Origin of the sequence: Micromonospora sp. NPDC049836, from assembly GCF_044465125.1 — a bacterium.
GTDB lineage: Bacteria > Actinomycetota > Actinomycetes > Mycobacteriales > Micromonosporaceae > Micromonospora.
Map to the genome: position 1 here is coordinate 1 of NZ_JBITLH010000024.1, position 25,374 is coordinate 25,374.

Annotated in this window: 21 protein-coding genes, 1 tRNA gene and 1 other RNA gene; 15 read left to right on the forward strand and 8 right to left on the reverse strand. The window is 73.1% G+C overall.

The window, feature by feature from the left end:
* Positions 1-320: 320 nt before the first annotated feature.
* Positions 321-408: transfer RNA gene (locus ACIBPB_RS32525), tRNA-Ser, on the reverse strand.
* An 82-nt stretch (positions 409-490) separates the two neighbouring features.
* Between ACIBPB_RS32525 and ffs the strand changes: the two genes are divergently transcribed.
* The 9 genes from ffs to ACIBPB_RS32570 all read left to right on the forward strand — a co-directional run bounded on the left by ffs (position 491) and on the right by ACIBPB_RS32570 (position 10,857).
* An RNA gene (gene ffs / locus ACIBPB_RS32530) (signal recognition particle sRNA small type) lies at positions 491-580 on the forward strand.
* Between the two features lie 107 nt (positions 581-687).
* Positions 688-3,513 (forward strand): DNA polymerase III subunit gamma and tau, encoded by a 2,826-nt coding sequence (locus tag ACIBPB_RS32535; RefSeq protein ID WP_396843102.1) that lies wholly within the window; start codon positions 688-690, stop codon positions 3,511-3,513.
* 108 nt (positions 3,514-3,621) lie between these two features.
* Complete coding sequence (locus ACIBPB_RS32540) at positions 3,622-3,930, forward strand: YbaB/EbfC family nucleoid-associated protein (protein ID WP_357317151.1); 309 nt, start codon at positions 3,622-3,624, stop codon at positions 3,928-3,930.
* Positions 3,931-3,937: 7 nt separating this feature from the next.
* On the forward strand, positions 3,938-4,531 hold the full coding sequence (gene recR, locus ACIBPB_RS32545; RefSeq protein WP_396843103.1) for a recombination mediator RecR: 594 nt from the start codon (positions 3,938-3,940) through the stop codon (positions 4,529-4,531).
* A gap of 365 nt (positions 4,532-4,896) precedes the next feature.
* Positions 4,897-6,567 carry an ABC transporter substrate-binding protein gene (locus ACIBPB_RS32550; RefSeq protein ID WP_396843104.1) on the forward strand — a complete coding sequence of 557 codons (1,671 nt, stop codon included), beginning with the start codon at positions 4,897-4,899 and terminating at the stop codon, positions 6,565-6,567.
* 100 nt (positions 6,568-6,667) lie between these two features.
* Entirely contained in the window at positions 6,668-7,675 is a 1,008-nt protein-coding gene (locus tag ACIBPB_RS32555; RefSeq protein WP_396843105.1) for an ABC transporter permease, read from the forward strand.
* Positions 7,672-8,712 (forward strand): ABC transporter permease, encoded by a 1,041-nt coding sequence (locus ACIBPB_RS32560; RefSeq protein WP_396843106.1) that lies wholly within the window; start codon positions 7,672-7,674, stop codon positions 8,710-8,712. The genes ACIBPB_RS32555 and ACIBPB_RS32560 overlap by 4 nt, the downstream gene beginning before the upstream one ends.
* 55 nt (positions 8,713-8,767) lie before the next feature.
* Complete coding sequence (locus tag ACIBPB_RS32565; RefSeq protein WP_396843107.1) at positions 8,768-9,754, forward strand: ABC transporter ATP-binding protein; 987 nt, start codon at positions 8,768-8,770, stop codon at positions 9,752-9,754.
* 5 nt (positions 9,755-9,759) lie between these two features.
* A complete protein-coding gene (locus ACIBPB_RS32570) occupies positions 9,760-10,857 on the forward strand; it encodes an ABC transporter ATP-binding protein (RefSeq protein WP_396843127.1) in 1,098 nt (365 codons plus the stop codon).
* A gap of 104 nt (positions 10,858-10,961) precedes the next feature.
* Here ACIBPB_RS32570 and ACIBPB_RS32575 read toward each other — a convergent pair whose 3' ends face one another.
* Together ACIBPB_RS32575 and ACIBPB_RS32580 are read right to left on the reverse strand one after the other, a co-directional pair.
* The gene (locus ACIBPB_RS32575) at positions 10,962-11,420 is read right to left on the reverse strand and encodes a hypothetical protein (protein WP_396843108.1); all 459 of its coding nucleotides are present in this window, start codon (positions 11,418-11,420) and stop codon (positions 10,962-10,964) included.
* A 64-nt stretch (positions 11,421-11,484) separates the two neighbouring features.
* Positions 11,485-12,045, reverse strand: coding sequence for an HNH endonuclease family protein (locus tag ACIBPB_RS32580; RefSeq protein ID WP_396843128.1), 561 nt, complete (start codon positions 12,043-12,045; stop codon positions 11,485-11,487).
* Positions 12,046-12,237: 192 nt separating this feature from the next.
* On the opposite strand from ACIBPB_RS32580, the gene ACIBPB_RS32585 reads away from it, so the two are divergent.
* On the forward strand, positions 12,238-13,719 hold the full coding sequence (locus ACIBPB_RS32585) for an MFS transporter (protein ID WP_396843109.1): 1,482 nt from the start codon (positions 12,238-12,240) through the stop codon (positions 13,717-13,719).
* 26 nt (positions 13,720-13,745) lie between these two features.
* A complete protein-coding gene (locus tag ACIBPB_RS32590; protein ID WP_091316864.1) occupies positions 13,746-13,958 on the forward strand; it encodes a DUF1737 domain-containing protein in 213 nt (70 codons plus the stop codon).
* A 44-nt stretch (positions 13,959-14,002) separates the two neighbouring features.
* On the opposite strand, the gene leuA is transcribed toward ACIBPB_RS32590, so the two are convergent.
* Positions 14,003-15,754: a 2-isopropylmalate synthase gene (gene leuA / locus ACIBPB_RS32595; RefSeq protein WP_396843110.1), complete on the reverse strand. Its 1,752-nt coding sequence runs from the start codon at positions 15,752-15,754 to the stop codon at positions 14,003-14,005.
* Positions 15,755-15,993: 239 nt separating this feature from the next.
* Positions 15,994-17,265 carry an MFS transporter gene (locus tag ACIBPB_RS32600; RefSeq protein ID WP_396843111.1) on the reverse strand — a complete coding sequence of 424 codons (1,272 nt, stop codon included), beginning with the start codon at positions 17,263-17,265 and terminating at the stop codon, positions 15,994-15,996.
* 77 nt (positions 17,266-17,342) lie between these two features.
* Between ACIBPB_RS32600 and ACIBPB_RS32605 the strand changes: the two genes are divergently transcribed.
* Positions 17,343-18,329: a MarR family transcriptional regulator gene (locus tag ACIBPB_RS32605; protein ID WP_396843112.1), complete on the forward strand. Its 987-nt coding sequence runs from the start codon at positions 17,343-17,345 to the stop codon at positions 18,327-18,329.
* Positions 18,330-18,347: 18 nt separating this feature from the next.
* Here ACIBPB_RS32605 and ACIBPB_RS32610 read toward each other — a convergent pair whose 3' ends face one another.
* Both ACIBPB_RS32610 and ACIBPB_RS32615 read right to left on the reverse strand, forming a co-directional pair.
* Positions 18,348-18,890, reverse strand: a complete 543-nt coding sequence (locus ACIBPB_RS32610) for a nitroreductase family protein (RefSeq protein ID WP_396843113.1) — start codon at positions 18,888-18,890, stop codon at positions 18,348-18,350.
* A gap of 84 nt (positions 18,891-18,974) precedes the next feature.
* Positions 18,975-19,757: a hypothetical protein gene (locus ACIBPB_RS32615; RefSeq protein ID WP_396843114.1), complete on the reverse strand. Its 783-nt coding sequence runs from the start codon at positions 19,755-19,757 to the stop codon at positions 18,975-18,977.
* Positions 19,758-20,005: 248 nt separating this feature from the next.
* Between ACIBPB_RS32615 and ACIBPB_RS32620 the strand changes: the two genes are divergently transcribed.
* Both ACIBPB_RS32620 and ACIBPB_RS32625 read left to right on the forward strand, forming a co-directional pair.
* Positions 20,006-21,271, forward strand: coding sequence for an aspartate kinase (locus ACIBPB_RS32620; protein WP_396843115.1), 1,266 nt, complete (start codon positions 20,006-20,008; stop codon positions 21,269-21,271).
* 6 nt (positions 21,272-21,277) lie between these two features.
* Positions 21,278-22,336, forward strand: a complete 1,059-nt coding sequence (locus tag ACIBPB_RS32625) for an aspartate-semialdehyde dehydrogenase (protein ID WP_396843116.1) — start codon at positions 21,278-21,280, stop codon at positions 22,334-22,336.
* A 407-nt stretch (positions 22,337-22,743) separates the two neighbouring features.
* Here ACIBPB_RS32625 and ACIBPB_RS32630 read toward each other — a convergent pair whose 3' ends face one another.
* Entirely contained in the window at positions 22,744-24,195 is a 1,452-nt protein-coding gene (locus ACIBPB_RS32630; RefSeq protein ID WP_396843117.1) for a diguanylate cyclase, read from the reverse strand.
* 173 nt (positions 24,196-24,368) lie between these two features.
* Here ACIBPB_RS32630 and ACIBPB_RS32635 point away from each other — a divergent pair, with 173 nt between their 5' ends.
* Positions 24,369-25,148: a phosphodiesterase gene (locus tag ACIBPB_RS32635; RefSeq protein WP_396843118.1), complete on the forward strand. Its 780-nt coding sequence runs from the start codon at positions 24,369-24,371 to the stop codon at positions 25,146-25,148.
* The last annotated feature ends 226 nt before the right edge of the window (positions 25,149-25,374 follow it).

Sequence of the window (25,374 nt, forward strand, 5' to 3'; positions counted from 1 at the left end):
TCCGCGACGACATCCACGAAGCGTTCCTCACTCTCGCCTGCGCCATCATCTGCTGGCGCCGACTCCAACGCTTAAAGAGTTAGGAGCTCTTAGTCATGTGATCAGCCAAGCACGGCCTCGCCCGGCAGACAATCGTCCGCCAGGGCCGGCCGCACGACGCCCGGCACTGGCTGCGCTGGGGCGACCTGCCGCGCCGGACGAGGGAGCCCGGCGAGGGGCCGACAGACGGGCCGGAACCGGGCGAGTGCGACGACAACTGAGCCGAGAGCGACCGTGGCGACGACGAAGGCCGGTCCCTGACGGGGCCGGCCCTGCGTCGATGGCGGAGGATACGAGATTCGAACTCGTGAGGGTGTTAACCCAACACGCTTTCCAAGCGTGCGCCCTAGGCCTCTAGGCGAATCCTCCGCGAGCCAGGATACAGGTCCCCGGCGGCCCGGCCACCCCACCACCCCCTGAAGATCCACGCCGGGTCGGGTAGGCTTGGCGGCACCTCCCGTGCGGCGGTATCTCGTGAACCTCCCCAGGGCCGGAAGGCAGCAAGGATAAGCGAGCTCTGCCGGGTGCACGGGAGGCCTTTCTGTCTCCGGGTGCCGGTAACGTCCCTGCGGGTCAGGTCACGGGGTGGTGGGTGGTCACCCGCGCCTGACCGGCGCAGAATGGCTCGGTCGAGAGGAGGCGGTACGGGTGGCACTGGCCCTTTACCGCAAGTACCGGCCCCGGACGTTCGCCGAGATGATCGGCCAGGAGCAGGTCACCGAGCCGCTGTCGCAGGCGCTGCGCAGCGGCCGGCTCAACCACGCCTACCTCTTCTCCGGCCCGCGTGGCTGCGGCAAGACCTCCAGCGCCCGCATCCTGGCCCGCTCGCTCAACTGCGAGCAGGGCCCCACCCCCGAGCCGTGTGGCCAGTGCGAGTCCTGCCGCGGGCTGGCCCCCGACGGCGGCGGGTCGATCGACGTCATCGAGATCGACGCGGCCAGCCACGGTGGTGTCGACGACGCCCGCGAGCTGCGCGAGAAGGCGTTCTTCGCGCCGGCTCGCAGCCGCTTCAAGATCTACATCATCGACGAGGCGCACATGGTCTCGTCGGCCGGCTTCAACGCCCTGCTCAAGCTGGTCGAGGAGCCCCCGGAGTTCGTCAAGTTCATCTTCGCCACCACCGAGCCGGAGAAGGTCCTCGGCACGATCAAGTCGCGGACCCACCACTACCCGTTCCGGCTGTTCCCGCCGAAGGTGGTCCGCCCCTATCTGCAGCAGCTCTGCGAGGCCGAGGGGGTGACCGTCGAGCCGGCGGTCTTCCCGCTGGTGGTGCGCGCGGGCGCGGGCAGCATGCGGGACAGCCTCTCCGTGCTCGACCAGCTCATCGCGGGCGCCGGCCCCGAGGGGGTCAGCTACGCCCGGGCCGCCGCGCTGCTCGGGGTCACCGACGCCGCGCTGATCGACGAGATATGTGACGCGCTCGCCGCCGGTGACGGCGCCGCCGCGTACGCCACCATCGACCGGGTGGCCGAGGCCGGGCACGACTCCCGCCGGTTCGCCTCCGACCTGCTGGAACGGCTGCGTGACCTGATCGTGCTGCAGCAGGTGCCGGACGCCGCCGCCAAGGGTCTGATCGACGGCCCGGCCGACCAGATCGAGCGGATGGCCGCCCAGGCCCAGCGGCTCGGCCCGGCCACCCTGTCCCGGTGCGCCGACATCGTGCACAACGGCCTGGTCGAGATGCGCGGCACCACCGCGCCCCGGCTGCTGCTGGAGCTGGTCTGCGCCCGGATGCTGCTGCCCGGCGTGGACGACTCCACCGGCGGTCTGCTCCAGCGCCTGGAGCGGATGGAACGCCGGCTCACCCTCGGTGCCGCCGAGCCGCCGTCGGCCGCCGCCGGCCCCGCGCCGGTCGTGCCCGCCCCGGAGGTACGCCCGGCGCCGCCTGCCCCGACCGCGGCTGCCGCCGCGTCCCAGCCGGGGACCGCCGGCCCGCCGGCGGCTGCCGGTGCCCCCGCCGGGGCGGCCGCCGCTCGGGCCGCCGCCGCGGCGGCGGGTGCCCGGCCGTCCTCGACCCGTCCGGCCGGCTCCTCGCCGGAGCAGCCGCCCGCCGCCGCCGACCGGTCCGGTGCTGGCCCGGTGGCGGTCGACGCCCTGCCGGAGGGCTCCACCCGCCGTCCGGTGCCGCCGTCGGCGGTGCTGCCCGACCCCGCCACACCCGAGCCGCCGCGCCCGGGCTCGGCCGCGCCGGGTGCGGTGGACGCCGTGGCGGCCCGCCGGGTCTGGCCCGAGATCGTCGGCAAGGTGGGCCGGAAGAGCAAGAAGGTGGCCGCCTGGGCCAGGGAGGCCACCGTCCGCGAGGTGGACGGCCAGTCGATGGTCCTCACCTTCCGCTATCCGTTCCACGCGCAGGCGCTCTCCAACGAGCCGGACCTGCTGCTCGAAGCGCTCTACGAGGAGTTGGGCGGCCGCTGGCAGATCCGGTGCGAGGTGGCCGGTGAGCGGGGCGCCGCCTCGATCGGCGGCCCGGCCCGCCCGTCCGGGGCCCGTCCGGCGGCCGGCTCGGACACCTCGCCCGCTCCGTCCGGGGCGGAGACCCGCGGTGGTGCCGGCGGAGCGGCCCGGCCCGCCGGCCCGGCCCGACGATCGGATGGCCCGGCGGCCAACGGCTCGCCGGCGGCCGGGGGCGACCCGGCCGGCGACGAGGAGGACTGGCCGGAGCCGGCGCGACCCGGCGGCGCCGGACAACCGGCTGCCGGTCCGGTGGCGGCGGCCGACGACGACTGGCCGGAGGCGGCCCGTCCCGGCGGGGCGGCAGCCGCCGAGCCGACCACCGCACCGACCGGCTCTGCCGGGTCCGCCGGTGGCACCGCGCCGACCGGCGGCGTCCCTCCGACCGGAAGCAACGCGCTGGCCGGGAGCAACGCGTCCGGCGGGAGCAACGCGTCGGCCGGGAGCATCAACTCGGCCGGGAGCAGCACGTCGGCCGGGGGCACCAGCTCGGCCGGGGGCACCACGTCGGCCGGAGGTAACGCGTCGGCCGGGGGCACCACGTCGGCCGGGGGCACCACGCTGGCCAGCGGTGCCGCGTTGAGCGGGAGCGCCGCGCCGGTCAGGTCCGGCGGCCCGGCGGTGGCCGCTCCCGGCGTACCGAAACCGGCCCGGACGCCGGCCGCGCGGCCGCAGCCCACGGCGACTACCCCGAAGAGCAGCGCGATCGCGGCGGCCCGGGCGGCCGCGGCGGGGGGCGGCGCGGGCCGGGGCGCGCGGGTCGCCCAGCCGGCCCGCCCGACCGCGGACACGGACTGGGCCGGCGAGCCGCCCTACGACCCGGACTTCGACGGACCGATCCGGCCGGGCGCCCGCCCGGCGGTGCCGGCCGCCCCGGCTTACGAGGGGTTCGACCCGGGCGACGAGCCGCTGGACGACGTGATCGACGAGCGGACCGCCCGGCAGTCCAGCGAGGAGCAGGCGGTCCAGCTGCTCCGCGAGGCGTTCGGCGCCGAGAAGATCGATGAGGTGGACGCGCGCTGAGCCCGCGTCGACCGCCGAGGAGCTGTGCCGCCGCCCGACTAGGCTGGGCGCGGCCGACCAGACGACTGTGAGAAGGAGCCATCCGTGCGCCCAGGTGGACAGCCGAACATGCAGCAGATGCTGAAGCAGGCGCAGAAGATGCAGCAGCAGATCACCAAGGCCCAGGCCGAGCTGGCCGAGGCGGAGCTGACCGGCACCGCCGGCGGCGGGCTGGTCACCGCGACCGTGTCCGGGAGCGGTGAGATCAAGAGCATCAAGATCGACCCGAAGGCGGTCGACCCGGAGGACGTGGAGACCCTGGAGGACCTGGTCGTCGCGGCCCTGCACAACGCCGCCGAGGCGGCCCGGGAGCTGACCGAGCAGAAGATGGGCCCGGTCACCGGCGGGATGGGCGGCCTCGGCCTGCCCGGGTTCTGAGCGGCAGATGTACGAGGGTGCCATCCAGGACCTGATCGACGAGCTGGGTCGGCTGCCGGGCGTCGGCCCGAAGAGCGCCCAGCGGATCGCCTTCCACGTGCTGTCGGCGGATCCGGCGGACGTGAACCGGCTGGCCGGTGCGCTGCGCAAGGTCAAGGAGCTGGTGCGGTTCTGCACCACCTGCTACAACGTGGCCGAGTCGGAGCAGTGCCGGATCTGCCGCGACCCGCGCCGTACCGATGAGGTGCTCTGCGTGGTCGAGGAGCCGAAGGACGTGGTCGCGATCGAGCGGACCGGCGAGTTCCGCGGCCGCTACCACGTGCTCGGCGGGGCGATCAATCCGCTGGAGGGGATCGGCCCGGACAACCTGCGGATCCGGGAGCTGATGACCCGGCTCGGCGGGGGCTTGGTGCGGGAGCTGATCCTGGCCACCGACCCGAACACCGAGGGCGAGGCGACCGCGACGTACCTGGCGTTGATGGTCAAGCCGATGGGGATCGCGGTGACCCGGCTGGCCAGCGGCCTGCCGGTCGGCGGCGACCTCGAGTACGCCGACGAGATCACCCTGGGCCGCGCGTTCGAGGGCCGGCGGGCCGTCTGACCGTCGGCGGCGGCGCCGGGACGGTGCCGGTCGGGCCGGTGGCCCGACCGGCGCACCGTGCTGACCACGCTGACCACGCGGGCCGCCGAGGTATCCGCGATGTGGGACGAGTGTGGTTCACCACGCGCCGACCGGCCGGCCGGCGCGCCGTCCGTTTTGCGGTTATCCGTCCTATCCCACCATTTGCTCACCGCTGTGACAGTCCTGTTTGTCGGAAGATCGGATGCTGTCAGACCCGGCAGCTTGGTGTCGGCTTGATAGCGATTGCCTAACGGGCGTTCCGCTTCTGTGTGTCGTGTCATAGCCTCCCGCACACGGACTGAGTCACAGCTCGGCGTGGGACATGCGCATGACAGAGGTGAGAGATGCAGGCGAGCAGGCTTAAAGCGGCCGTGGCCCTCGCGGCCGCTGCCGCTCTGGCGGTCGGAGCGTCCGGCTGCGCCAAGAGCGAGCGCGACGAGGGCAGCGGTGGGGCCAAGACCGGCGGCACCTTCGTCTTCGCGGGCGCCGGTAACCCCAAGAACTTCGACCCGATCTTCAACGACGACGGCGAGTCGTTCCGGCCGATCCGGCAGATGTACGACACCCTCGTGCAGAACAAGCCGGGCACGGCCGATCTGCAGGGCGCCCTGGCGGAGAGCTGGGAGCACGACCCTGACGGCAAGGTCTGGACCTTCCACCTCCGCAAGGGCGTGAAGTTCCACGACGGCACCGACTTCAACGCGGCCGCGGTCTGCTTCAACTTCGACCGCTGGTTCAACATGAAGGGCGCCGCCGCCCAGTCGCAGATGATCTACTACTCGGACGTCTTCGGCGGTTTCGCCAAGAACGAGGCCGAGGGTGTCGGCGAGCCTGTCTACAACAAGTGCGAGGCGAAGGACGACGGCACCGCCGTCGTCACGATGAACCGCTACAAGGGCGCCTTCCCCGGCGCGTTCGCGCTGACCGCGCTCTCGATCGCGAGCCCCGAGGCGCTGAAGAAGTACGACGCCGACACCGTGAAGCAGAACGGCGACTCGTTCGAGTACAGCGCGTTCGCCAACGAGCACCCGGTCGGCACCGGCCCGTTCACCTTCGACGGCTGGGACAAGGCCAAGGGTGAGATCACCTTGAACCGGAACCCCGACTACTGGGGCGAGAAGGCCAAGGTGGACAAGCTCGTCATCAAGATCATTGAGGACGAGAACACCCGCAAGCAGGAGCTGCGCGCCGGCACCGTCCAGGGCATCGACTTCCCGGCCCCGGCCGACCGCAAGGCGCTCTCCGGCGAGGGCTTCCAGGTCCTCGACCGCCCGGCGTTCAACATCCTCTACCTCGGCTTCAACCAGAAGAACCCGAAGCTGAAGGACCTGCGGGTGCGCCAGGCCATCGCCTACGCCCTCAACCGCCAGCAGCTCGTCCAGACCAAGGGCCCGGGTGGCACCAAGGTCGCCGACGAGTTCATGCCGGACACCGTGCTCGGCTACGCCCAGGACGTGCAGAAGTACGAGTACAACCCGGACAAGGCCAAGCAGCTGCTCAAGGAGGCCGGGGTCAGCAACCTGACCTTGAACTTCTACTACCCGACCGACGTGTCCCGGCCGTACATGCCGAACCCGCAGGAGATCTTCACCGTCCTGGCCAACGACCTCCAGGCCGTGGGCATCAAGGTCAACGGTGTGGCCCGCCCGTGGAACGGTGGCTACAAGGACGACGTGCAGCAGTTCGGCAAGCACGACCTGCACATCCTCGGCTGGACCGGTGACTACAACGACCCGGGCAACTTCGTCGGCACGTTCTTCGGCCGCGCCAAGGTCGAGTTCGGCGACCAGTCCATGACCGAGATGTTCGACGCCATCACCAAGGCCGACGGCACGGTCGACGAGGCCGGCAAGAAGGCCGCGTGGGAGCAGGTCAACCGCGACATCGCCGCCAAGTGGCTGCCGGCCGTGCCGGTGTGGCACGCCCCGCCGGCCATCGTGGTCACCAAGGACGTCAAGGGTCTGGTCGCCAGCCCGCTGACGGACGAGCGGTTCAACACCGTCAGCGTCGGCTGAGGACGCCTGACGCGCTGACGCGACACGGAATCGGCCCGGGCCGGGGCTTACCCCGGCCCGGGCCGATTCGGCGGCTACCGAGAAATCTGGTGTGTGAGAGATGTTGCGAGTCATAGTCCGCCGCCTGCTGCAGCTGGTGGTGACCCTGATAGGGCTGTCCGCGCTCGTCTTCGTCTGGCTGCGGAACCTGCCGGGCGGACCGATCGAGGCACTGCTCGGTGAGCGGGCCACCCCGGAACGGCGGGCCCTGCTGATCAAGGCGCTCGGCTACGACCAGCCGATCATGGTGCAGTACGCCAAGTTCATGCAGCGGCTGCTGACCGGCGACTTCGGTAACTCGATCCGGAGCGGCGATCCGGTCACCGAGGTGATCGGCCGCGCCTTTCCCGCCACCATCGAGCTGGCTGCGGCCGCCATGGTCATCGCGATCGGGCTCGGCGTGCCGCTCGGCTACCTGGCCGCCCGGCACCGCGGCCGGCTGCTGGACAACATGAGCATCGCCGGCACCCTGCTCGGCATCTCGATTCCGATCTTCTTCCTGGGCTACCTGCTCAAGGACGTCTTCACCCAGAACATCCACTGGTTCCCGCCCTCGGGCCGGATGAGCACCGGCGTGGACAACACCGAGATCACCGGCTTCTTCGTCCTCGACGGTCTGCTCACGCGGGAGTTCGACGCCACCGCGGACGCGCTCTGGCACCTGATCCTGCCGGCGCTCACCCTGGCCACCATCCCGCTCGCGGTGATCGTCCGGATCACCCGGGCCAGCGTGCTCGACGTGCTCAACGAGGACTTCGTCCGCACGGCCGAGGCGAAGGGCCTGCGGCACAAGACCATCCGGGGCCGGCACATCCTGCGCAACGCCCTGCTGCCGGTGGTCACCACCATCGGCCTGCAGACTGGCGCGCTGCTCTCCGGCGCGGTGCTCACCGAGCGGGTCTACAACTGGGGCGGCCTCGGCACGCTGATCTACAACTCGATCAGCGGCGGCCGTGACTACCCGGTGCTCCAGGCGCTGATCCTGCTGGCCGCGCTGGTCTTCGTGCTGGTCAACCTCCTGGTCGACCTCTCCTACGCCTTCATCGACCCGAGGGTGCGTGTGCGATGAGTGATCCGATCACCCGGCCCACGGTGAGCCCGCAACGCGAGAGCGTGGACCCCTCCGCCGTCGAGGAGAAGCGCGAGGGCACCCTGCCGCGCGGCCTCGACCGGCTCGGCGAGCGCAAGCGCGCCCGGTTGGAGCAGCTCGCCCAGGCCACCGCCGACAAGGGCGGCGTGAGCCTGGTCCGGGACGCGTTCCGCCGGCTGCGGCGCAACCCGACGGCGATCTTCGGCGCGTCCATCGTGGCGCTGTTCATCCTGGTGGCGATCTTCGCGCCGCTGCTCGCGCCGCACGACCCCGCGCAGCGCTTCGACGAGCTGACGAAGAACCTCACCGTGGACAACATCCCCGGGGCCAGCAGCGATTTCCCGTTGGGCTCCGACCCGCTCGGCCGGGACTTCCTGTCCCGCATGATCCACGGAAGCCGCCAGACCCTGTTCGTCGGCGTGCTCGCCACCTTCATCGGGCTGGCCCTGGGCGTGCTGGTCGGCGCGATCGCCGGCGCCTTCGGCGGCTGGGTCGACAACATCCTGATGCGCTTCACCGACGTGATGCTGGCGCTGCCGGCCCTGCTGCTGGCGATCAGCCTGGTGGCCATGGCCAGCCGGTCCAGCCAGTGGACGGTCATCATCGCGGTGGCCATCGTCAACGTGCCGATCTTCGCCCGGCTGCTGCGCGGTTCGATGCTCGCGCAACGGGAGAGCGACCACGTGCTGGCCGCCCGGGCGCTCGGCGTCAAGCAGGGGTCGATCGTGCTCCGGCACATGCTGCCGAACGCGATGACCGCGGTGATCGTGCAGGCCACCCTGACCCTCTCCACCGCGATCCTGGAGGCGGCGTCACTCTCCTTCCTCGGCCTCGGTGACCCCGACATCAACCGCGCCGAGTGGGGCCTGATGCTCGGCGTGGACGGTCAGCGCTACTTCGAGGTCCGCCCCGAGCTGGCCTACTATCCGGCGGTCGCGATCATCATCGTGGCGCTCGGCTTCACCCTGCTGGGCGAGGGCATGCGCGAGGCGATCGACCCGAAGAGCCGGCGGTGACGGCGATGCGGTGGACCAGCACGGCCGGCCCCGGCCGGCGAGAGGACGTGACCCGATGAGCCTGCTCGACGTACGTGACCTGACCGTGGTGTTCCAGCGCCGCGGCGAGCGGCCGTTCACCGCGGTCGACAAGGTCAGCTTCACCGTGGAGCCGGGGCAGACCGTGGGCCTGGTCGGCGAGTCCGGCTGCGGCAAGAGCGTGACCAGCCTGGCGATCATGGGCCTGCTGCCCCGGCGCGGCAACAAGGTGACCGGCGAGGTCAACTTCGACGGCACCGACCTGCTCCGGCTGCGCTCGGACGACCTGCGGGACCGGCGCGGCCGGGACATCGGCATGATCTTCCAGGACCCGCTCTCCTCGCTGAACCCGGTGGTGCCGATCGGCATCCAGGTGGCCGAGGTGCTGGAACGGCACCGGGGCATGGACCGCAAGGCGGCGCTGAAGGAGGCCCGGGAGCTGCTCGACGCCGTCGGCATCCCGGACCCGAACCGCCGGCTCAAGGAGTACCCGCACCAGATCTCCGGCGGCATGCGGCAGCGGGCGCTGATCGCCATCGCGCTGGCCTGCAAGCCGCGGCTGCTGATCGCGGACGAGCCGACCACCGCCCTGGACGTGACCATCCAGGCGCAGATCCTCACCCTGCTCAAGCAGCTCGTCGACGAGACCGGCACCGCGCTCATCATGATCACGCACGACCTGGGCGTGGTGGCCGGCCTCTGCGACACGGTCAACGTGCTCTACGGCGGCAAGGTGGTGGAGCGGGCGGCCCGACACGAGCTGTTCGCCCGGCCGCGGCACCCGTACACGCACGGGCTGCTGAGCTCGGTGCCCCGGCTGGACTCGCCCCGGGGCGAGCGGCTGCACGCCATCCGTGGCTCGGTGGCCGACAACATCCCCTGGGGCGAGGGGTGCGCCTTCGCGCCGCGCTGCGACAACGTGGTGGACGCCTGCCTGGAGGGCACCCCGCCGCTGGAGCCCACCGCGACCGGCGGCGACCTGCGCTGCAACAACCCCGTTTCCGAGGAGGTGGCGGTCCCGTGACCGAGCTGACCGAGCGGACCGAACCGCTGGTCGAACTGCGCGACGTCAAGGTCCACTTCCCGGTCAAGAGCGGGGTGCTCTTCGACCGGACGATCGGCTACGTCTACGCCGTGGACGGCGTCTCGCTCTCCATCAACCGGGGCGAGACGTACGGGCTGGTGGGCGAGTCGGGCTGCGGCAAGTCCACGCTGGGCCGGGGTCTGCTGCGGCTGGTCGAGCCGACCGACGGCGAGATCGTGTTCGACGGCACGGACGTCCGCTCGCTCAAGGGCGAGTCGATGCGCACGGCCCGCCGCCGGATGCAGATGATCTTCCAGGATCCGCTGTCCAGTCTCGACCCCCGGCAGTCGGTGGAGTCGCTGCTGGTCGAGGGGCTCAAGGCGCACGGGCTGGCCGGCGACAAGGCGGCCACCGCCAAGCGGCTGCGGGACACCCTGGCCGCGGTCGGCCTGCCCGCCTCCGCGCTGAGCAAGTACCCGCACGAGTTCTCCGGCGGCCAGCGGCAGCGCATCGGCATCGCCCGGGCGCTGGTGCTCGACCCGGAACTGATCGTCGCCGACGAGCCGGTCTCCGCACTGGACGTGTCGATCCAGGCCCAGGTGCTCAACCTGCTCGAGGACATCCAGACCGAGCGCGGCCTGACGTACCTGATCATCGCGCACGACCTCGCGGTGGTCCGGCACATCGCGGACACGGTCGGCGTGATGTACCTCGGTGGCCTGGTCGAGGAGGCGTCCAGCGACGACCTCTACCGGGAGCCGATGCACCCGTACACCCGGGCGCTGATGTCGGCGGTGCCGGTGCCGGACCCGCAGGTGGAGGACCGCCGCGAGCGGATCCTGCTCGCCGGCGACCTGCCCTCGCCGACGAACCCGCCGGCCGGCTGCCGGTTCCACACCCGGTGCCCGTGGGCCCAGCCGACCCGCTGCGCCGAGGAGCGGCCGGCGCTGCGCGAGGTGCTCGGCGGTCACCGGGTCGCGTGCCACTACGCCGAGGACATCGCGGCCGGCCGGATCCGGCCGCACGAGGTGGAGCCGGAACTGGTCCGGCCGGACGACGGCGCGGCGCCGGGCGACCCCGGTGAGCTGATCCCGACCCCGTGAGCGGACGACGGCGCGGCCCGGGGCGACCCCGGTGAGCTGATCCCGACCCCGTGAGCACACGACGAGGCCCCGTTCCCGAGCCGGGAAGGGGGCCTCGTCGTGGTTCAGCCCTCGGGACGGTTCAGCAGGGCGACCGCGATGGTGTGCACCGCGTCCAGCCCGGCCGGGTCGGCCAGCGCCGCCTTCCCGCCGGTCACCACGTACCACTCGTCGGCGTCCTTGTACTGCACGCGCAGGACCACCTGCCCGTCGGCCCACTCGGTGCGCAGGGTGAGCTCCCCGGTCACCACGCCGACCTCGTCGGTCATCACGCCGCCCGGCCCGGCCGTGAGGTCGGTGCTCCGCTGCTGCGTCCCGCCGGCCGGCGGGGCCGCGTCGGCGGCCATCCCGGCGCCGGAGACGTCGGCCGGGGCGGCGGGCGCACCGTCGGCCGTCATGCCGGCCGAGGTCGGACCGGCCGCGGTCGCACCGGCGGGGGCCGCCGCCGCGTCCCCGCCCGCCGCGTCCGGTGTCTGCTCCGGCCCCGGCGTACCGCCGGACCCGGTCACCGCTTGCTCACTCATCCGGCCCCCTCGCTCCGCTCGCTGGCCGCCCCGCCGGGGCGGGGATCCGCTCGCCGGCGCCCGCTCACGGGCAGCCCTCCAACATGTCGGTCAGGGCGGCCTTCTCGGCACTGGTCACCGTGAGCCGCCAGTAGTGCTTCACCGTCACCCAGTCGGCCGCGTACTGGCACCAGTAGGACTTGCTGGGCGGCTTCCACTGGGACGGATCCTGGTCACCCTTTGCCCGGTTGGACCGCTGCGAAACCGCCACCAGCTGGGGCCGGGTCAGGTCGTTGGCGAAATCGCCGCGCTTCGAGTCGTCCCACTCGTCGGCGCCCGACCGCCACGCGTTGGCCAGCGGCACCATGTGGTCGATGTCCACGTCGGCGGGATCGGTCAGCGCCATCCCGTCGTACACGCTCTCCCAGCGGCCACCGACCACGTTGCAACCGGAGAGCTTGATGCCCTCCCCGTCCCGTTGCAGCACGCTGTCCCGCACGTCGCAGTTCTTGCCGGTGCCCCGCCAGTGCGGGAAGTGGGTCCGGCTGTAACCCTTCATCGAACCGGCCGCCGCGACGGTCAGCTCACCGAGCTGCTGGTTGACGTTGCCCGTGGCGCTCGGCGACGACGCCGGCTCGTCGGCCATCGGCACACAGCCGGACACGCCGAGCACCAGCGCCGCGGTGAGCGCGGCCGCCGACCCGGCACGGGCTCCTGATCTCGTACGCACAGACGACACCTCTTTAGCTTGCGGGCTCCCGGCGAGTCCGCACAGTACCCGGCGGCGGATTCTGTGATTCGTGGCGTCCGGACCCGGGGCCCGGCAGAGTGGACTTCCATGACCCCACCGGCCCCCGCGCTCCGCACCGGCACCGCCGCCGGCCGGGGCACCCTGCTCGCCGCGACCCTCGCCTCCGGCATGGTCTTCCTGGACAGCACCGTGGTCAACGTGGCGCTGCCCCGGCTCGGGGCGGACCTCGACGCCACCGTCGCCGATCTCCAGTGGACGGTGAACGGCTACCTGCTCATGCTGGCCGCGTTCGTGCTGCTCGGCGGCGCGCTCGGGGACCGGTTCGGCCGGCGGCGGATCTTCCTGCTCGGGGTGGTGTGGTTCGCCGTGGCGTCGGTGCTCTGCGGACTGTCCCAGGGGATCGGCTGGCTGATCGCAGCGCGGTTCCTCCAGGGCGCCGGCGGGGCGCTGCTCACCCCCGGCTCGCTCGCCGTGCTCCAGGCCAGCTTCCACCCCGACGACCGGGGCAAGGCGATCGGCACCTGGTCCGGGCTCTCCGGGGTGTCCACCGCGCTCGGCCCGCTCCTCGGCGGCTGGCTGATCGACTCGCTCTCCTGGCGGTGGATCTTCTTCGTCAACCTGCCGCTGGCCGTCGGGGTGGTGTTCGCCGCGCTGCACTGGGTGCCGGAGAGCCGGGACGAGGCCGCCTCGCGTACCGGAGCCGGCCGGACGTTCGACGTGGCCGGCGCGCTGCTCGGCGCCGTGGCCCTCGGCGGCGTCACGTACGCCCTCATCGACGCATCGGCGCGCGGCGCCGGTTCCCCGGCGGTGCTGGCCGCGGTGCTGGTCGGGGTGCTCGGTGCGGTGGTCTTCGTGCTGGTGGAGCGGCGGCGCGGGGACACCGCCATGTTGCCCACCGGGTTGTTCGGCAGCCGGCTCTTCTCGGTGTTGAACATCTTCACGGTGGTCGTCTACGCGGCCCTCGGCGGTTTCACCTTCTTCCTCGCCGTCTATCTGCAGAACGTGGTCGGTTGGTCGGCGCTGCTCACCGGCCTGGCCACCGTGCCGATGACCCTGCTGCTCCTGGTCGGCTCGGCCCGGGCCGGTGCGCTCGCCGCGCGGATCGGCCCCCGGCTGCCGCTCACCGTCGGCCCGGTGGTGGCCGCGGCCGGCCTGCTGCTGCTGCGCCGGGTCGGCCCCGGGGCGTCGTACTGGGTGGACGTGCTGCCCGGGGTCCTCCTGTTCGGCGCGGGGCTCACCCTGGTGGTGGCCCCGCTGACCGCGTCCGTGCTGGCCGCGGTGGCAGACCGGTTCGCCGGGGTGGCGAGCGGCTTCAACAACGCCGCCGCCCGGGCCGGCGGGCTGCTCGCGGTGGCCGCGCTGCCGCTGCTGGTCGGCCTCTCCGGCAGCGGCTACGAGCAGAAGGCCGCGCTGGCCGGTGCGTTCCGCGGGGCGATGCTCTGGTGCGCCGGCCTGCTGCTGGCCGGTGCGGTGCTGGCCGCCGTGCTGATCCACCGGCCGGAGCGGACCGCACCCGGCGGCCAGCCCTGCCCGTCGCTGCCCGCCTCGACGCCGCCGGACCGGCGGTGACCGGCGCCGCTGTTAACGTCGGGGCCATGGGTGATCAGGAGAGTGGTACGCCGGCCCGGCTGCGGTACCGGCTGCTGACCGGGCCGGACGACGCCGACTTCTGCCGGCGGGTCAGCGACCTGCTGGCCGACGGCTACCGGCTGCACGGCTCGCCGGCGGCGACCTTCGACGGGCAGCGGGTGATCGTGGCGCAGGCGGTCGTCCTCGACGACGGCAACCCCGTCGTCGTGCCGGTCTGACCGGGTGGTCGGGCGCCGCACGCCGGCGCCCGACCACCCGTCGCTCAGCTCCGGGCGCGGTTGACCGCGCTGGTGACCGCCTTGATCGAGGCGGTCACGATGTTGGCGTCGACGCCCACGCCCCAGACCGTGGCGCCGTCCACCTCGCACTCCACGTACGCGGCGGCCTGCGCGTCCCCACCCGAGGAGAGCGCGTGCTCGTGGTAGTCGAGCACCCGTACCGCCACGCCCAGCGCCTGCAGCGCGTTGACGTACGCGTCGATCGGGCCGTTGCCGACCGCGGTGAGCGGGCGGACCTCGTCGCCGGTGCCGACCTGGGCCTCGATCTCCACCTTGCCGTCGGCGGTGCCGATGGTGTAGCAGGCCAGGGTGACCGCCGGGTCGACCTGGTGGTCGACCAGGTAGTTGCGGGCGAAGATCTCCCACATGGTGCCCGGCTCGACCTCGCCGCCGTCGTGGTCGGTGACCTGCTGGACCACGCCGGAGAACTCGATCTGGAGGCGGCGCGGCAGGTCGAGCTGGTGCTCGGTCTTCATGATGTACGCGACGCCGCCCTTGCCGGACTGCGAGTTGACCCGGATGACCGCCTCGTAGGTGCGGCCCAGGTCCTTCGGGTCGATCGGCAGGTAGGGCACCGCCCAGCTGAACTCGTCGACCGGCACCCCGGCCGCCGCCGCGTCGGCGTGCAGCGCGTCGAAGCCCTTCTTGATCGCGTCCTGGTGCGAGCCGGAGAAGGCGGTGTAGACCAGGTCGCCGGCGTACGGGTGCCGCTCGTGCACCGGCAGCTGGTTGCAGTACTCGACGGCCCGCTTGATCTCGTCGATGTTCGAGAAGTCGATCATCGGGTCGATGCCCTGGGAGAGCAGGTTCAGGCCCAGGGTGACCAGGTCGACGTTGCCGGTGCGCTCGCCGTTGCCGAACAGGCAGCCCTCGACCCGGTCGGCGCCGGCCAGCAGGCCCAGCTCGGCGGCGGCCACGCCGGTGCCCCGGTCGTTGTGCGGGTGCAGGCTCAGCACCAGGCTGTCCCGCCGGGGCAGGTGCCGGTGCATCCACTCGATGGAGTCGGCGTAGACGTTCGGGGTGGCCATCTCGACGGTGGCCGGCAGGTTGATGATCAGCTTCCGGTCCGGGGTCGGCTCGATCACGTCGATCACCGCCGCGCAGACCTCCAGCGCGTACTCCAGCTCGGTGCCGGTGTACGACTCGGGCGAGTACTCGTAGTAGATCTCGGTGTCCGGGGTGTGGATCTCGGCGTACTTCTGGCAGAGCCGCGCCGCGCTCGTCGCGATGTCGGTGATGCCGTCCCGGTCCAGCCCGAAGACCACCCGGCGCTGCAGCGTCGAGGTGGAGTTGTAGAAGTGCACGATGGCCCGCCGCGCCCCGCGCAGCGACTCGAAGGTCCGGTCGATCAGGTGCTCCCGGCACTGGGTGAGCACCTGGATGGTGACGTCCTCCGGGATCAGGTCCTGCTCGATCAGCTGTCGCACGAAGTCGAAGTCGGTCTGGCTGGCCGACGGGAAGCCGACCTCGATCTCCTTGTAGCCCATCTGCACGAGCAGCTGGAACATCCGGCGCTTGCGCTCCGGTGACATCGGGTCGATCAGTGCCTGGTTGCCGTCGCGCAGGTCCACCGCGCACCAGCGGGGCGCGGCCTCGACCCGGCGGGTCGGCCAGGCGCGGTCCGGCAGGTCGACGCGGAACTGCTGGTCGTACGGCAGGTAACGGTGGACCGGCATCCGGCTGGGGCGCTGCCGGGCGAACGGATCGGTCTCGGCGTCGGTGACAGGTTGAGCCATCTCGGTGTGCTCCCTGGGAACATGTGGCGTCAGCAGATCGGAAGGTGTCGGCGTGGGTGCCGCGCGACGATGCGCGGCGGAGCCGAGAAGAAGATCGGATGTGCTGGACGGCGCGGTTCAACTCCGCGACGAGGTGCCGGCCGGTCAGGCCTCGTCGCGGCAGCCAAGGAGAAGGAACGCCCGCCACATGACTAGGTCACCCTACGTGGTGAGACCGGCAGTGGGAAGGCCGGTCCGGACTATGGGACCGGAGTCACCGCCCGCTCCGCCACCGGCTCGCCCAGCCGCGGCGTCCGCCCGGCCCACGCCACCGCGGGCACGATCGCCATTCCGACCAGCACGAAGATCGCTGCCATCGGGAACCAGCCCCAGCCGCCGGTGGTCACGCCGAGGGCGGTCAGGCCCGCCGGGGCGATCAGGTACTGGACCTGCTCGCCGAGCCGCAGCGCCCCCACGTACGCGCCGCGCTGGTCGTCCGGCGGAAGGGTGGCGGTGAGCCCCCAGGTGCCCGCCGACTCGATCAGCTCGGCCATGATCAGCCCCAGCGCGGCGGCCACCAGCACCACGACGGTGAGCGGCCCCCGGGTGACCGCGGAGAGCGGCAGGACCAGACAGGAGAGGGCGATCAGCAGGCCGCCACGACGGGAGGCCCGTGCCGCGCCCGCGGCGGTGTCGGCGCCCCGGCTGACCCGTACCTGGAGCAGCACGATCAGGACCGTGTTCAGCAGCACCAGCGCGGCGATCACCGTCTTCGGGGCGTCGGTGTGGGTGAGGATCCACAGCGGCATGACCGTCAGGTAGAGCACGCCGTGCGCGGTGAGCAGCCCGGACAGCAGGGACACGGCCATGAACGGGCGGTCCCGCAGCACGGCGAGCCGGCTCCCCGGCTCCACCGGCCGGGCCACCTGCGGCAGTCGGGGCAGTCGTCGGACGAACAGCGCCGTGACCAGGAAGACGGTCGAGATGAACCAGACCATTCCCCGGTACGCCTCGATCGTGTCCACCGCCAGCACCAGGCCGCTGACCACCGCCCCCAGCCCGAAGCCGAGGTTCAACGACGAGCGCTGGTACGCCATCGCGGTGACCCGTTCGGCCGGGGGGACCGCGTTGATCGAGTAGACCTGCCGGGCCACGCCTGTCGACGCGTCCACCGCGGCCAGCGCCACCACCACGGCGAGGAAGCTCGCGAAGCCACCCACGAACGGGTACGTCGCGAAGAGCGCGGCGTTCAGCACCAGCCCGACCACCCAGACCCGTTGCGGCCCGTACCGGTCGGTGAGCCCGCCCAGCGGCACCGTACCCAGCAGCGACACCCCCGCGGCGATGGACAGGCCCAGCCCGACCTGGGCGGCGCTGAGGCCGAGCGCCCGGGTGAAGAAGACGGCGCTGCCGGCGTGGAACAGGCCACTGCCGACCGCTCCGACCATGGCCTGGACGGCCAGGGCGCGGGTCAGCCCGGCGGGCGGTACGACGTGGCGGACGGCGGTGCGGATGTGCTCTCTGGCCCCCATGGGCGGTGAGTGAATCCGGTCCCCATCGTTCCCGTCGAACCTTTTAGGCTGGGCCGAATCCTGGGTTCGGGGGTCGTGTGTCGGAGTTGCGGTTCAGCCTGGCCGACGTGGCGGGAGTGCGGGTCGCCGTGTCGCCGGCCAACGAGACGGTCATGAGCATGTGGGCGCTGGCCAGCCCGCTCCGCTACCCGGTGCACCTGCCCTGGATCGACCGGGCCCGGGTGACGTTGCGCCGCCCGGAGGTGGCGGCCCGGGTCCGACCGCTGGTGGAGCTGACCTGGCGGGGTTGCCCGTTGCCCGACTTCCTCACCCCGGCGGCCCGCCCGAACGTGGAGATGGCCGAGCAACTCGACCAGATCGCGGCGACGCCCCCCGACGTGGTGGTTCGGGACCTGCTGGCGACCACGCCGCGCCGGCCGCTGAGCCCGTTCGGGCGGGCGCTGCTCGCCGAGCCCCGCGAGCTGCTGCCGCAGCTCGTCGACGCGATGCGCGTCTGGTACGACGAGGCGATCGCCCCGGACTGGCCGCGGATGCGGGCGCTGCTCGACGCCGACGTGGCGTACCGCGCCGCCCAGCTCGCCGAGGGCGGGGCCGGTCATTTCTTCGAGCGGTTGCACCCGAGCCTGCGCTGGCTCGGTGACCGGGTGGTCGGCGACGACCCGTTCGAGCGGGACTTCGACCTGCGCGGTCGTGGGTTGGCGCTGAACCCGACGGTGTTCACCGAGCGGCGGGTGCTGTGGAACCTGCTGGAGGCGTCGCTGCCCGCCGCTGCCTATCCGGTCCGGGCGGTCGGGACGCTCTGGGAGGCGACCGCGCCGCCCTCGGGTGACGCGCTGGCACGGGTGGTCGGCCCGGGCCGTGCGACGTTGCTGCACCTGCTCGACACGGCGGCGACCACCACCGACCTGGCCCGGCGCACCGGGCTGTCGGGCGGCAGCGTCTCGCAGCATCTGGCCGCGCTGCACGCCGCCGGCCTGGTGTCCCGGTCCCGGCAGGGCCGGCACGTGCTCTACCGCAACACCGAGGCCGCGACGGTGCTCGTCCGGGCCAGCCGCGGCGGCTGACCGGTCCGGCGGGGTGGCTCAGGCGAGCAGGAGGGCGGCGAGCGGCCGGCGGTGGCGCAGCGCGGTCTCCCGGTCCCGCAGGTCGTCGGGAAGTGCGGACGGGTCCCCGAGTCGGCCGATCGCGACCACCACGAGGGGCCGGACCCCGGCGGCCAGGTCCAGGTCGACCGCGAGCGCGGCCCGGTCGAAGCGGGTGAGCTGGCGCGCGTGCAGGCCGAGCGCGGTGGCCTGGACGGTGAGGTGGGCGATCGCCTGGCCCAGGTCGTACGCGGCCCGCTCCGCCGCGCCCGGCCCGGCCGCGCCGGTGTGCGCGCCGACCAGCAGGGCCCCGGCGTGCCGGGCCCAGCGCTGCTCGGGTTCGGGGAGGCTGACCAGGATCCGTTTCCAGGTCTCGTCCTGCCGGTGCCCGAGGGCGAACCGCCAGGGCTGCGCGTTGCCCGCCGACGGCGCCCAGCGGGCCGCCTCGAGCAGCGAGGTCGCCTCGTCGCCGGTGAGCTCGGCCTGCGGGTCGAAGGCGCGGGGGCTCCAGCGGAAGGCGAGCAGCGGGGTGAGGTCGGTCATGGGCAAAGCATCCCAGATGCACGTTTTGCCCTGTCTGACGGGTCGGTCAGATGTGGCCAAGCGCACCCGTAACGGACATGCGGGTCAAGGCGTTCCCGTGCTCGCGCTGTCGGTGGGCTCCGGCGCCTCCCGCCCGACCGGGTCGCCCTCGACGACCGGTCCGGCCAGCGGCACGGTGGCCGGCGCCGGCCCCGGCTCGCCGGCCAGCCGGAGCGTCCCGAAGGCGGCCCGGACCGCGGTCGGGGTGCCGTCCGGCCGGTAGCAGTAGATCCCCACGTCCAGCGGGGCGTTCAACGACGCCGAGGTGGTGTCGACCGAGTAGCAGTCGCCGGTGGCCCCGGTCGGCGCGGTCGCCGGGGAGACCGCCAGCGGCGCCCGCCGGTCGGTGAGCACCTCCAGCCAGTCGGTGAACGGGTGCTGCACCCGGGGGTCCAGCTTTCGGGGCAGCGCGTCGTCCGGGTCGCCGAGGCGTACGCAGCTCGCCGACCCCGGCCGCCCCGGCGACGGCAGCGCGCACTGGAACAGCCCGTCGCCGTTCGCCGCGAGCGAGACGTCGACCGTGCCGCCCCAGCCCCAACCGGGCACGTCGACCCGCCAACTGCCGTCGTTCGCGCTGGTCACCGTGATCGTGCGGTCCGGTCCGTCGCCCGTGACGAGCAGGTACGTGGCGGTCAGGTGCCGATCCTGGGCGGCGGCGGCCAGCGCGGCCAACTCGTCCCGGGCCGCGTCCGCCTCCGCCGGAGCCGGGTCGGCGGTGCTGGTCGGCGCCGGCCGGGGCGGGTCGGCGGTGCAGGCGGCCAGCAGTGCGGGCAGGGCGATCGCCAGGACGCCGGCCAGTCGCCGGGCCGCGCGGAGATGAGCGTGCACCGGGACATTCTGCGGTGCCCGACCGGGTGTGGGGAGCCCGCCGTACGGCTGGCTTGCCGGCGTGTCGCGCGGACCTCGACGGGCCGGTACGCCGCTGGTGAGCCGCCCACGCCAGGCCGGATGGTGGGATCACCTGACCCGGCGGCCGACGCCGCCCGATACGCTGAGGAGGTCTGACACGCGCCGCCGGACCTCGGACCGGCGGCGTCGGCACGCTCAGGGTCGTCGCTGGGAGGGAGTGCACCGTCGTGGCACTCGTGGTGCAGAAGTACGGCGGATCCTCCGTCGCCAACGCCGAGCGGATCAAGCGGGTGGCCGAGCGCATCGTGGCCGCCCGGAAGGCCGGCGACGACGTGGTCGTGGTGGTCTCCGCGATGGGCGACACCACCGACGAGCTGCTCGACCTGGCCAACCAGGTGAGCCCGCTGCCGCCCGGTCGGGAGCTGGACATGCTGCTCACCGCGGGGGAGCGGATCTCCATGGCGCTGCTCGCCATGGCCATCCACAACCTGGGGTACGAGGCCCGCTCGTTCACCGGCTCGCAGGCCGGCGTGCTCACCACCTCGGTGCACGGCCGGGCGCGGATCATCGACGTCACCCCGGGCCGCCTCAAGGGCGCGCTGGACGAGGGCGCGGTGGTCATCGTGGCCGGCTTCCAGGGCGTCTCGCAGGACACCAAGGACGTCACCACGCTGGGCCGGGGCGGGTCGGACACCACCGCCGTGGCGCTCGCCGCCGCGCTCGACGCGGACGTCTGCGAGATCTACACCGACGTGGACGGCGTCTTCTCCGCCGATCCCCGGATCGTGCCGAACGCCCGGCACATCAAGCAGATCACCTACGAGGAGATGCTGGAGCTGGCCGCCTGCGGCGCCAAGGTGCTGCACCTGCGCAGTGTCGAGTACGCCCGGCGCGCGGGCTTGCCGATCCACGTCCGTTCGTCATACTCGACCAACACCGGCACGATGGTCACCGGATCGATGGAGGACCTTCCTGTGGAACAGGCACTGATCACCGGGGTCGCCCACGACCGCAGCGAGGCGAAGATCACCATCGTCGGGGTGCCCGACGAGCCCGGCGCCGCGGCCCGGATCTTCGACACCGTCGCCGGCGCCGAGATCAACATCGACATGATCGTGCAGAACGTGTCCACCGAGGGCACCGGGCGCACCGACATCTCGTTCACGCTGCCCAAGGCCGACGGGCCGACCGCCATGGCCGCGCTCAGCAAGATCCAGGAGTCGGTCAAGTTCAAGGGCCTGCTCTACGACGACCACGTCGGCAAGGTCTCGCTGATCGGCGCCGGGATGCGCTCGCACCCGGGCGTCGCGGCCGGCTTCTTCGCCGCCCTCGGCGCGGCCGGGGTGAACATCGAGATGATCTCCACCTCCGAGATCCGGGTCTCCGTGGTCTGCCGGGACACCGACCTCGACAAGGCGGTGCGAGCCATCCACGACGCCTTCGACCTGGGCGGTGACACCGAAGCCGTGGTCTACGCGGGGACCGGGCGGTAGCGGGAGATGCCGCTGCCCACCCTCGCCGTGGTCGGGGCGACCGGCGCCGTCGGCACGGTCATGTGCCAACTGCTCTCCTCCCGCCGCAACGTCTGGGGCGAGATCCGGCTGCTCGCCTCGGCGCGCTCGGCGGGCCGCCGGGTGCAGTGCCGCGGCGAGGAACTGACCGTCCAGGAGCTCACCGCGGAGGCCTTCGACGGCGTCGACGTGGCCATGTTCGACGTGCCGGACGAGGTCTCCGTGCGCTGGGCGCCGGAGGCGGTCGCCCGGGGCGCGGTGGTGGTCGACAACTCCGGCGCCTTCCGGATGGACCGGGACGTCCCGCTGGTCGTCCCGGAGATCAACCCCGAGCAGGTACGCAACCGGCCCAAGGGCATCATCGCCAACGCCAACTGCACCACCCTCGCGATGATCGTGGCGATCGCCCCGCTGCACCGCGAGTACGGCCTCCGCGAGCTGGTGCTCGCCTCGTACCAGGCGGCGTCCGGGGCGGGTCAGGCCGGCGCCGACGCGCTGTACGCCCAGCTCGGCAAGATCGCCGGCGACCGGGTGCTCGGCTCCCGCCCGGGTGACGTCCGGCAGGCCGTCGGCGACGAGCTGGGCCCGTTCCCCGCCCCGCTGGCGCTCAACGTGGTGCCCTGGGCCGGCTCGCTCGGCGACGGCGGCTGGTCGTCCGAGGAGCTGAAGATGCGCAACGAGTCGCGCAAGATCCTCGGCCTGCCCGACCTCAAGGTCTCCGCCACCTGCGTACGGGTGCCGGTGGTGACCGGCCACTCAGTCGCCGTGCACGCGGTCTTCGCCACCGAGGTGGACGCCGAGGGCGCCCGCGAGGCGCTGCGCAACGCGCCCGGCGTGATCCTGGTCGACGACCCGGCGGCCGGCGAGTTCCCGATGCCGATCGACGCGGTCGGTACCGACCCCTCCTGGGTCGGCCGCATCCGGCGCGCGGTGGACGACCCCCGCGCCCTCGACCTCTTCGTCACCGGCGACAACCTCCGCAAGGGCGCCGCCCTCAACACCGCCCAGATAGCCGAACTCCTCGCCACCGACCTCTCCCACCCCTAACCGCCCCCGCCCCCGCCCCCGCCCCCGCCCCCGCCCCCGGGGCCCTCGGGCCCCGCGCCCCGGCGCCCTGCTCCGGGCCCTCGGGCTCCGGGCGGCCGTGCTCCGTGCGCCGGGCGTCGCCGATCATGGAGTTGTGGTGCCCCGGATGTCCGATCGACGCCCTTTCGTCGGTGCCACAACTCCTTGATCGACGTGGGGCGGGTCGGGCAGGGCGGACAGGCGGGTCGGGCGGGGCGGGCAGGCGCGCCGTGCGCCGGGCGTCGCCGATCATGGAGTTGTGGTGCCTTGGATGTCCGATCGGCGCCCTTTGGCTGGTGCCACAACTCCTTGATCGACGCGGGGCAGGGCAGGGCAGGGCGGGCAGGGCGCGGGGCGGGGCGGGCGGGGCTCGGGCCGGGTGGTGGGGGTTAGGCGGCGGAGAGGTGGACGGCGTCGCGGCCGTGGCGCTTGGCGGCGTAGAGGGCCTGGTCGGCGCGCTGCAGGGTGCGCTGGGGTGACTCGCCGGGGCGGGGAAGGGCCACGCCGACGCTGATGGTGCGGCCGGTACGCCGGGCCGCCTCGGTGAGCCGCTCGGCGATCCGGACCGCCTCCTCCGGGCGGTTCACCTCGATCACCGCGACGAACTCGTCCCCGCCGGTCCGGTACAGCTCGTCGCCCTGCCGCAGCGCGCCCTCCAGCGCCCGGGCCAACCCCACCAGCAACCGGTCCCCGGCCTGGTGGCCGTACGTGTCGTTGACCGTCTTGAAGCCGTCCACGTCGATCGCCAGCAGGGCGGTACGCCCCGGCGTGGCGGTGGCGATCCGCTGCCCGAACGGCCCGGTGTGGCGCAGCCCGGTGAGCGGGTCGGAGCTGGCCTGCTCGCGCAGCCGGTCGAGGGTACGCAGCCGGTCGAGGCAGGTCCACGCCTGCCCGGCCAGCAGCTCCATCAGGTTGACCGTGGTCGGGTCGGGACGTAGCAGCCGCTCGTCGGCGACCAGCAGCACCCCGCCGCCGTCCGCCGGGCCGACCGGCACCGCCACCAGGGTGCGCGCGCCGGCCCGGGCCAGCGGCTGGTAGTCCTCGGTGGGCGGGTGTCCCGCCTCGCCCAGCGTGTACGCCGCGCCGTGCCGGTGCGCCCGCGCGATCAGCCGGCCGAACGCGGCCGGACCGGCCTCGGCCAGCTCGGCGCGGAGCCGCGCCTCCAGCTCGTCGGGCGTGCCGGTGGGGTCGCCGAGCCGGGGCCCGCGCCGGCCGGCCAGCAGCAGCACGGCCGCGGCGAGCCCCGAGACGTCCCGGGCCGCGGTGAGCGCGGCGGCCATCAGGTCCCAGTCGGTGGGGGCGGCGGTCATCGCGGCGGCGTGCCGGAGCAGCTTCTCGCTACGGCTCTCCGCCGGCGGGCCGCCGAGCGCCACGATCCGGGCGCCCAGCCCGCCGGCCAGCTGTTCCGCGGTCTCCCGCCAGCGCGCCAGCTCGACCGGCTTGCTCCACTGCAGGTCGAGCACGCCGATCGGCCGCCCCGCCGGGTCCAGCACCGGCACGCAGAGCTCGGTGGTGACGTCGGGGCGTACCGGAAGGTAGTCGGGGTCGGTGGTGACGTCGGCGACGGCGGCCGGCTCGCCGGAGGCGTAGACCCGGCCGACGATCGAGCGCCGCCGCTCGGGGTGCGGCGCGCCGGGTTCGTGGTGCGGGACCGTGGCGAAGACCTGCCAGGCGCCGGTGGCCGCGACGCAGCGGAGCCGGTCGTGCACCGCGAGCAGCACCGAGATGGTCGCCGGGGTGTGCCGGGCGAGCGCGGTGACCGCCGTCTGGCATGCCTCGAGGGCAGTCGACGCCGTGGACAGGCGGACCGTGACGTCTCGGGCGACTCGCTCGTGATCCACGTCGTTCCTGGTGAGAGGGGTGGTTGCGCGATCAAGGGTACTCAGCGGCGGGCTCGCCGACCTTCGTACACATGTGCTATCCACAGGGTGTGGACACGGCCTGTGGGTAGAGCGCGGGCCGCGCGGTGGGGTGGTCGGCGCTAGCGTGAGGGTTCCGGCCCGAGGAGGCGTCGATGCTCATCGCCCAGCTCAGCGACCCGCACCTGACCACCGGCCCGCTCGCCGCCGAGCAGGCCACCGGGCTGCACCGGGCCCTCGGTCGGGCGCTGGCGCTGCGCCCCCGGCCCGACTGTGTGGTGATCACCGGTGACCTGGTCGAGAACGGCCGGCCCGACGAGTACGTGGCGTTGCGCGAGATCATCGGACGCTTCCCGCTGCCGGTGCACCTGGCGACCGGCAGCCACGACGACCGGGAGTCCCTGCTGGACACGTTCGGTGGCACGCCGTACCTGGGGGGCGGCTTCTCGGCGTACTACCACCTCGACCACCCGGACGCGACGCTCGTGGTGCTGGACTCGCTCGCCGTCGGTGACGACGCCGGTCGGCTCGGCGAGGACCAGCTCGGCTGGCTCGACGGGGTGCTCGCCGGCCGGCCCGAGGTGCCCGCCGTCGTGTGCCTGCACCATCCGCCGGTCGCGGTCGGCATCCCGGCCCTGGACGCCACCCGGCTCACCGACGCCGACGACCTCGCGGCCGTGCTCCGGCGGCACCCCCACGTGGTACGCGTCGCCGCCGGCCACCTGCACCGCCCGGTGACCGCCAATTTCGCCGGTACGGTGCTGACCACCGCGCCGAGCACCTGGATGCAGGCGAGCCTGACCATGACCGACGACCCGGAGCTCGGGATGGTGGCCGAGCCGACGGCTTTTCTGCTGCACCGGGTGGCCGCGGGCGGCTGCGTCACGCACACCGTTCCGGTGAGCCATGCCGCGGCCCGGACCTGCTGGTTCTGAGCCCGGTCCGGGCTGATCACGACGGCGGAGCCCGCCGCGGGCCCGGCTGCCGGTCGTGGCGGCGATCGGTGCCGGGAGCGGCCCGGCCGCACGGAGCCAGGTCCGTGGCAGGGTCGGGCGGCACGGCGCGAGGTCCGTGGCAGGGTCGGGCGGCACGGCGCGAGGTCCGTGGCAGGGTCGGGCGGCACGGCGCGAGGTCCGTGGCAGGGTCGGGCGGCACGGCGCG

Bases quoted from the DNA above. Each gene is read 5' to 3' on its own strand.
- leuA (WP_396843110.1), bottom strand. From the start codon at position 15,754: ATGGCTCAACCTGTCACCGACGCCGAGACCGATCCGTTCGCCCGGCAG.
- ACIBPB_RS32580 (WP_396843128.1), bottom strand. From the start codon at position 12,045: ATGGCCGACGAGCCGGCGTCGTCGCCGAGCGCCACGGGCAACGTCAAC.
- ACIBPB_RS32590 (WP_091316864.1), top strand. From the start codon at position 13,746: ATGGGTGATCAGGAGAGTGGTACGCCGGCCCGGCTGCGGTACCGGCTG.
- ACIBPB_RS32550 (WP_396843104.1), top strand. From the start codon at position 4,897: ATGCAGGCGAGCAGGCTTAAAGCGGCCGTGGCCCTCGCGGCCGCTGCC.
- ACIBPB_RS32555 (WP_396843105.1), top strand. From the start codon at position 6,668: ATGTTGCGAGTCATAGTCCGCCGCCTGCTGCAGCTGGTGGTGACCCTG.
- ACIBPB_RS32560 (WP_396843106.1), top strand. From the start codon at position 7,672: ATGAGTGATCCGATCACCCGGCCCACGGTGAGCCCGCAACGCGAGAGC.
- recR (WP_396843103.1), top strand. From the start codon at position 3,938: ATGTACGAGGGTGCCATCCAGGACCTGATCGACGAGCTGGGTCGGCTG.
- ACIBPB_RS32585 (WP_396843109.1), top strand. From the start codon at position 12,238: ATGACCCCACCGGCCCCCGCGCTCCGCACCGGCACCGCCGCCGGCCGG.
- ACIBPB_RS32565 (WP_396843107.1), top strand. From the start codon at position 8,768: ATGAGCCTGCTCGACGTACGTGACCTGACCGTGGTGTTCCAGCGCCGC.
- ACIBPB_RS32635 (WP_396843118.1), top strand. From the start codon at position 24,369: ATGCTCATCGCCCAGCTCAGCGACCCGCACCTGACCACCGGCCCGCTC.
- ACIBPB_RS32540 (WP_357317151.1), top strand. From the start codon at position 3,622: ATGCAGCAGATGCTGAAGCAGGCGCAGAAGATGCAGCAGCAGATCACC.
- ACIBPB_RS32625 (WP_396843116.1), top strand. From the start codon at position 21,278: ATGCCGCTGCCCACCCTCGCCGTGGTCGGGGCGACCGGCGCCGTCGGC.
- ACIBPB_RS32610 (WP_396843113.1), bottom strand. From the start codon at position 18,890: ATGACCGACCTCACCCCGCTGCTCGCCTTCCGCTGGAGCCCCCGCGCC.
- ACIBPB_RS32600 (WP_396843111.1), bottom strand. From the start codon at position 17,265: ATGGGGGCCAGAGAGCACATCCGCACCGCCGTCCGCCACGTCGTACCG.
- ACIBPB_RS32575 (WP_396843108.1), bottom strand. From the start codon at position 11,420: ATGAGTGAGCAAGCGGTGACCGGGTCCGGCGGTACGCCGGGGCCGGAG.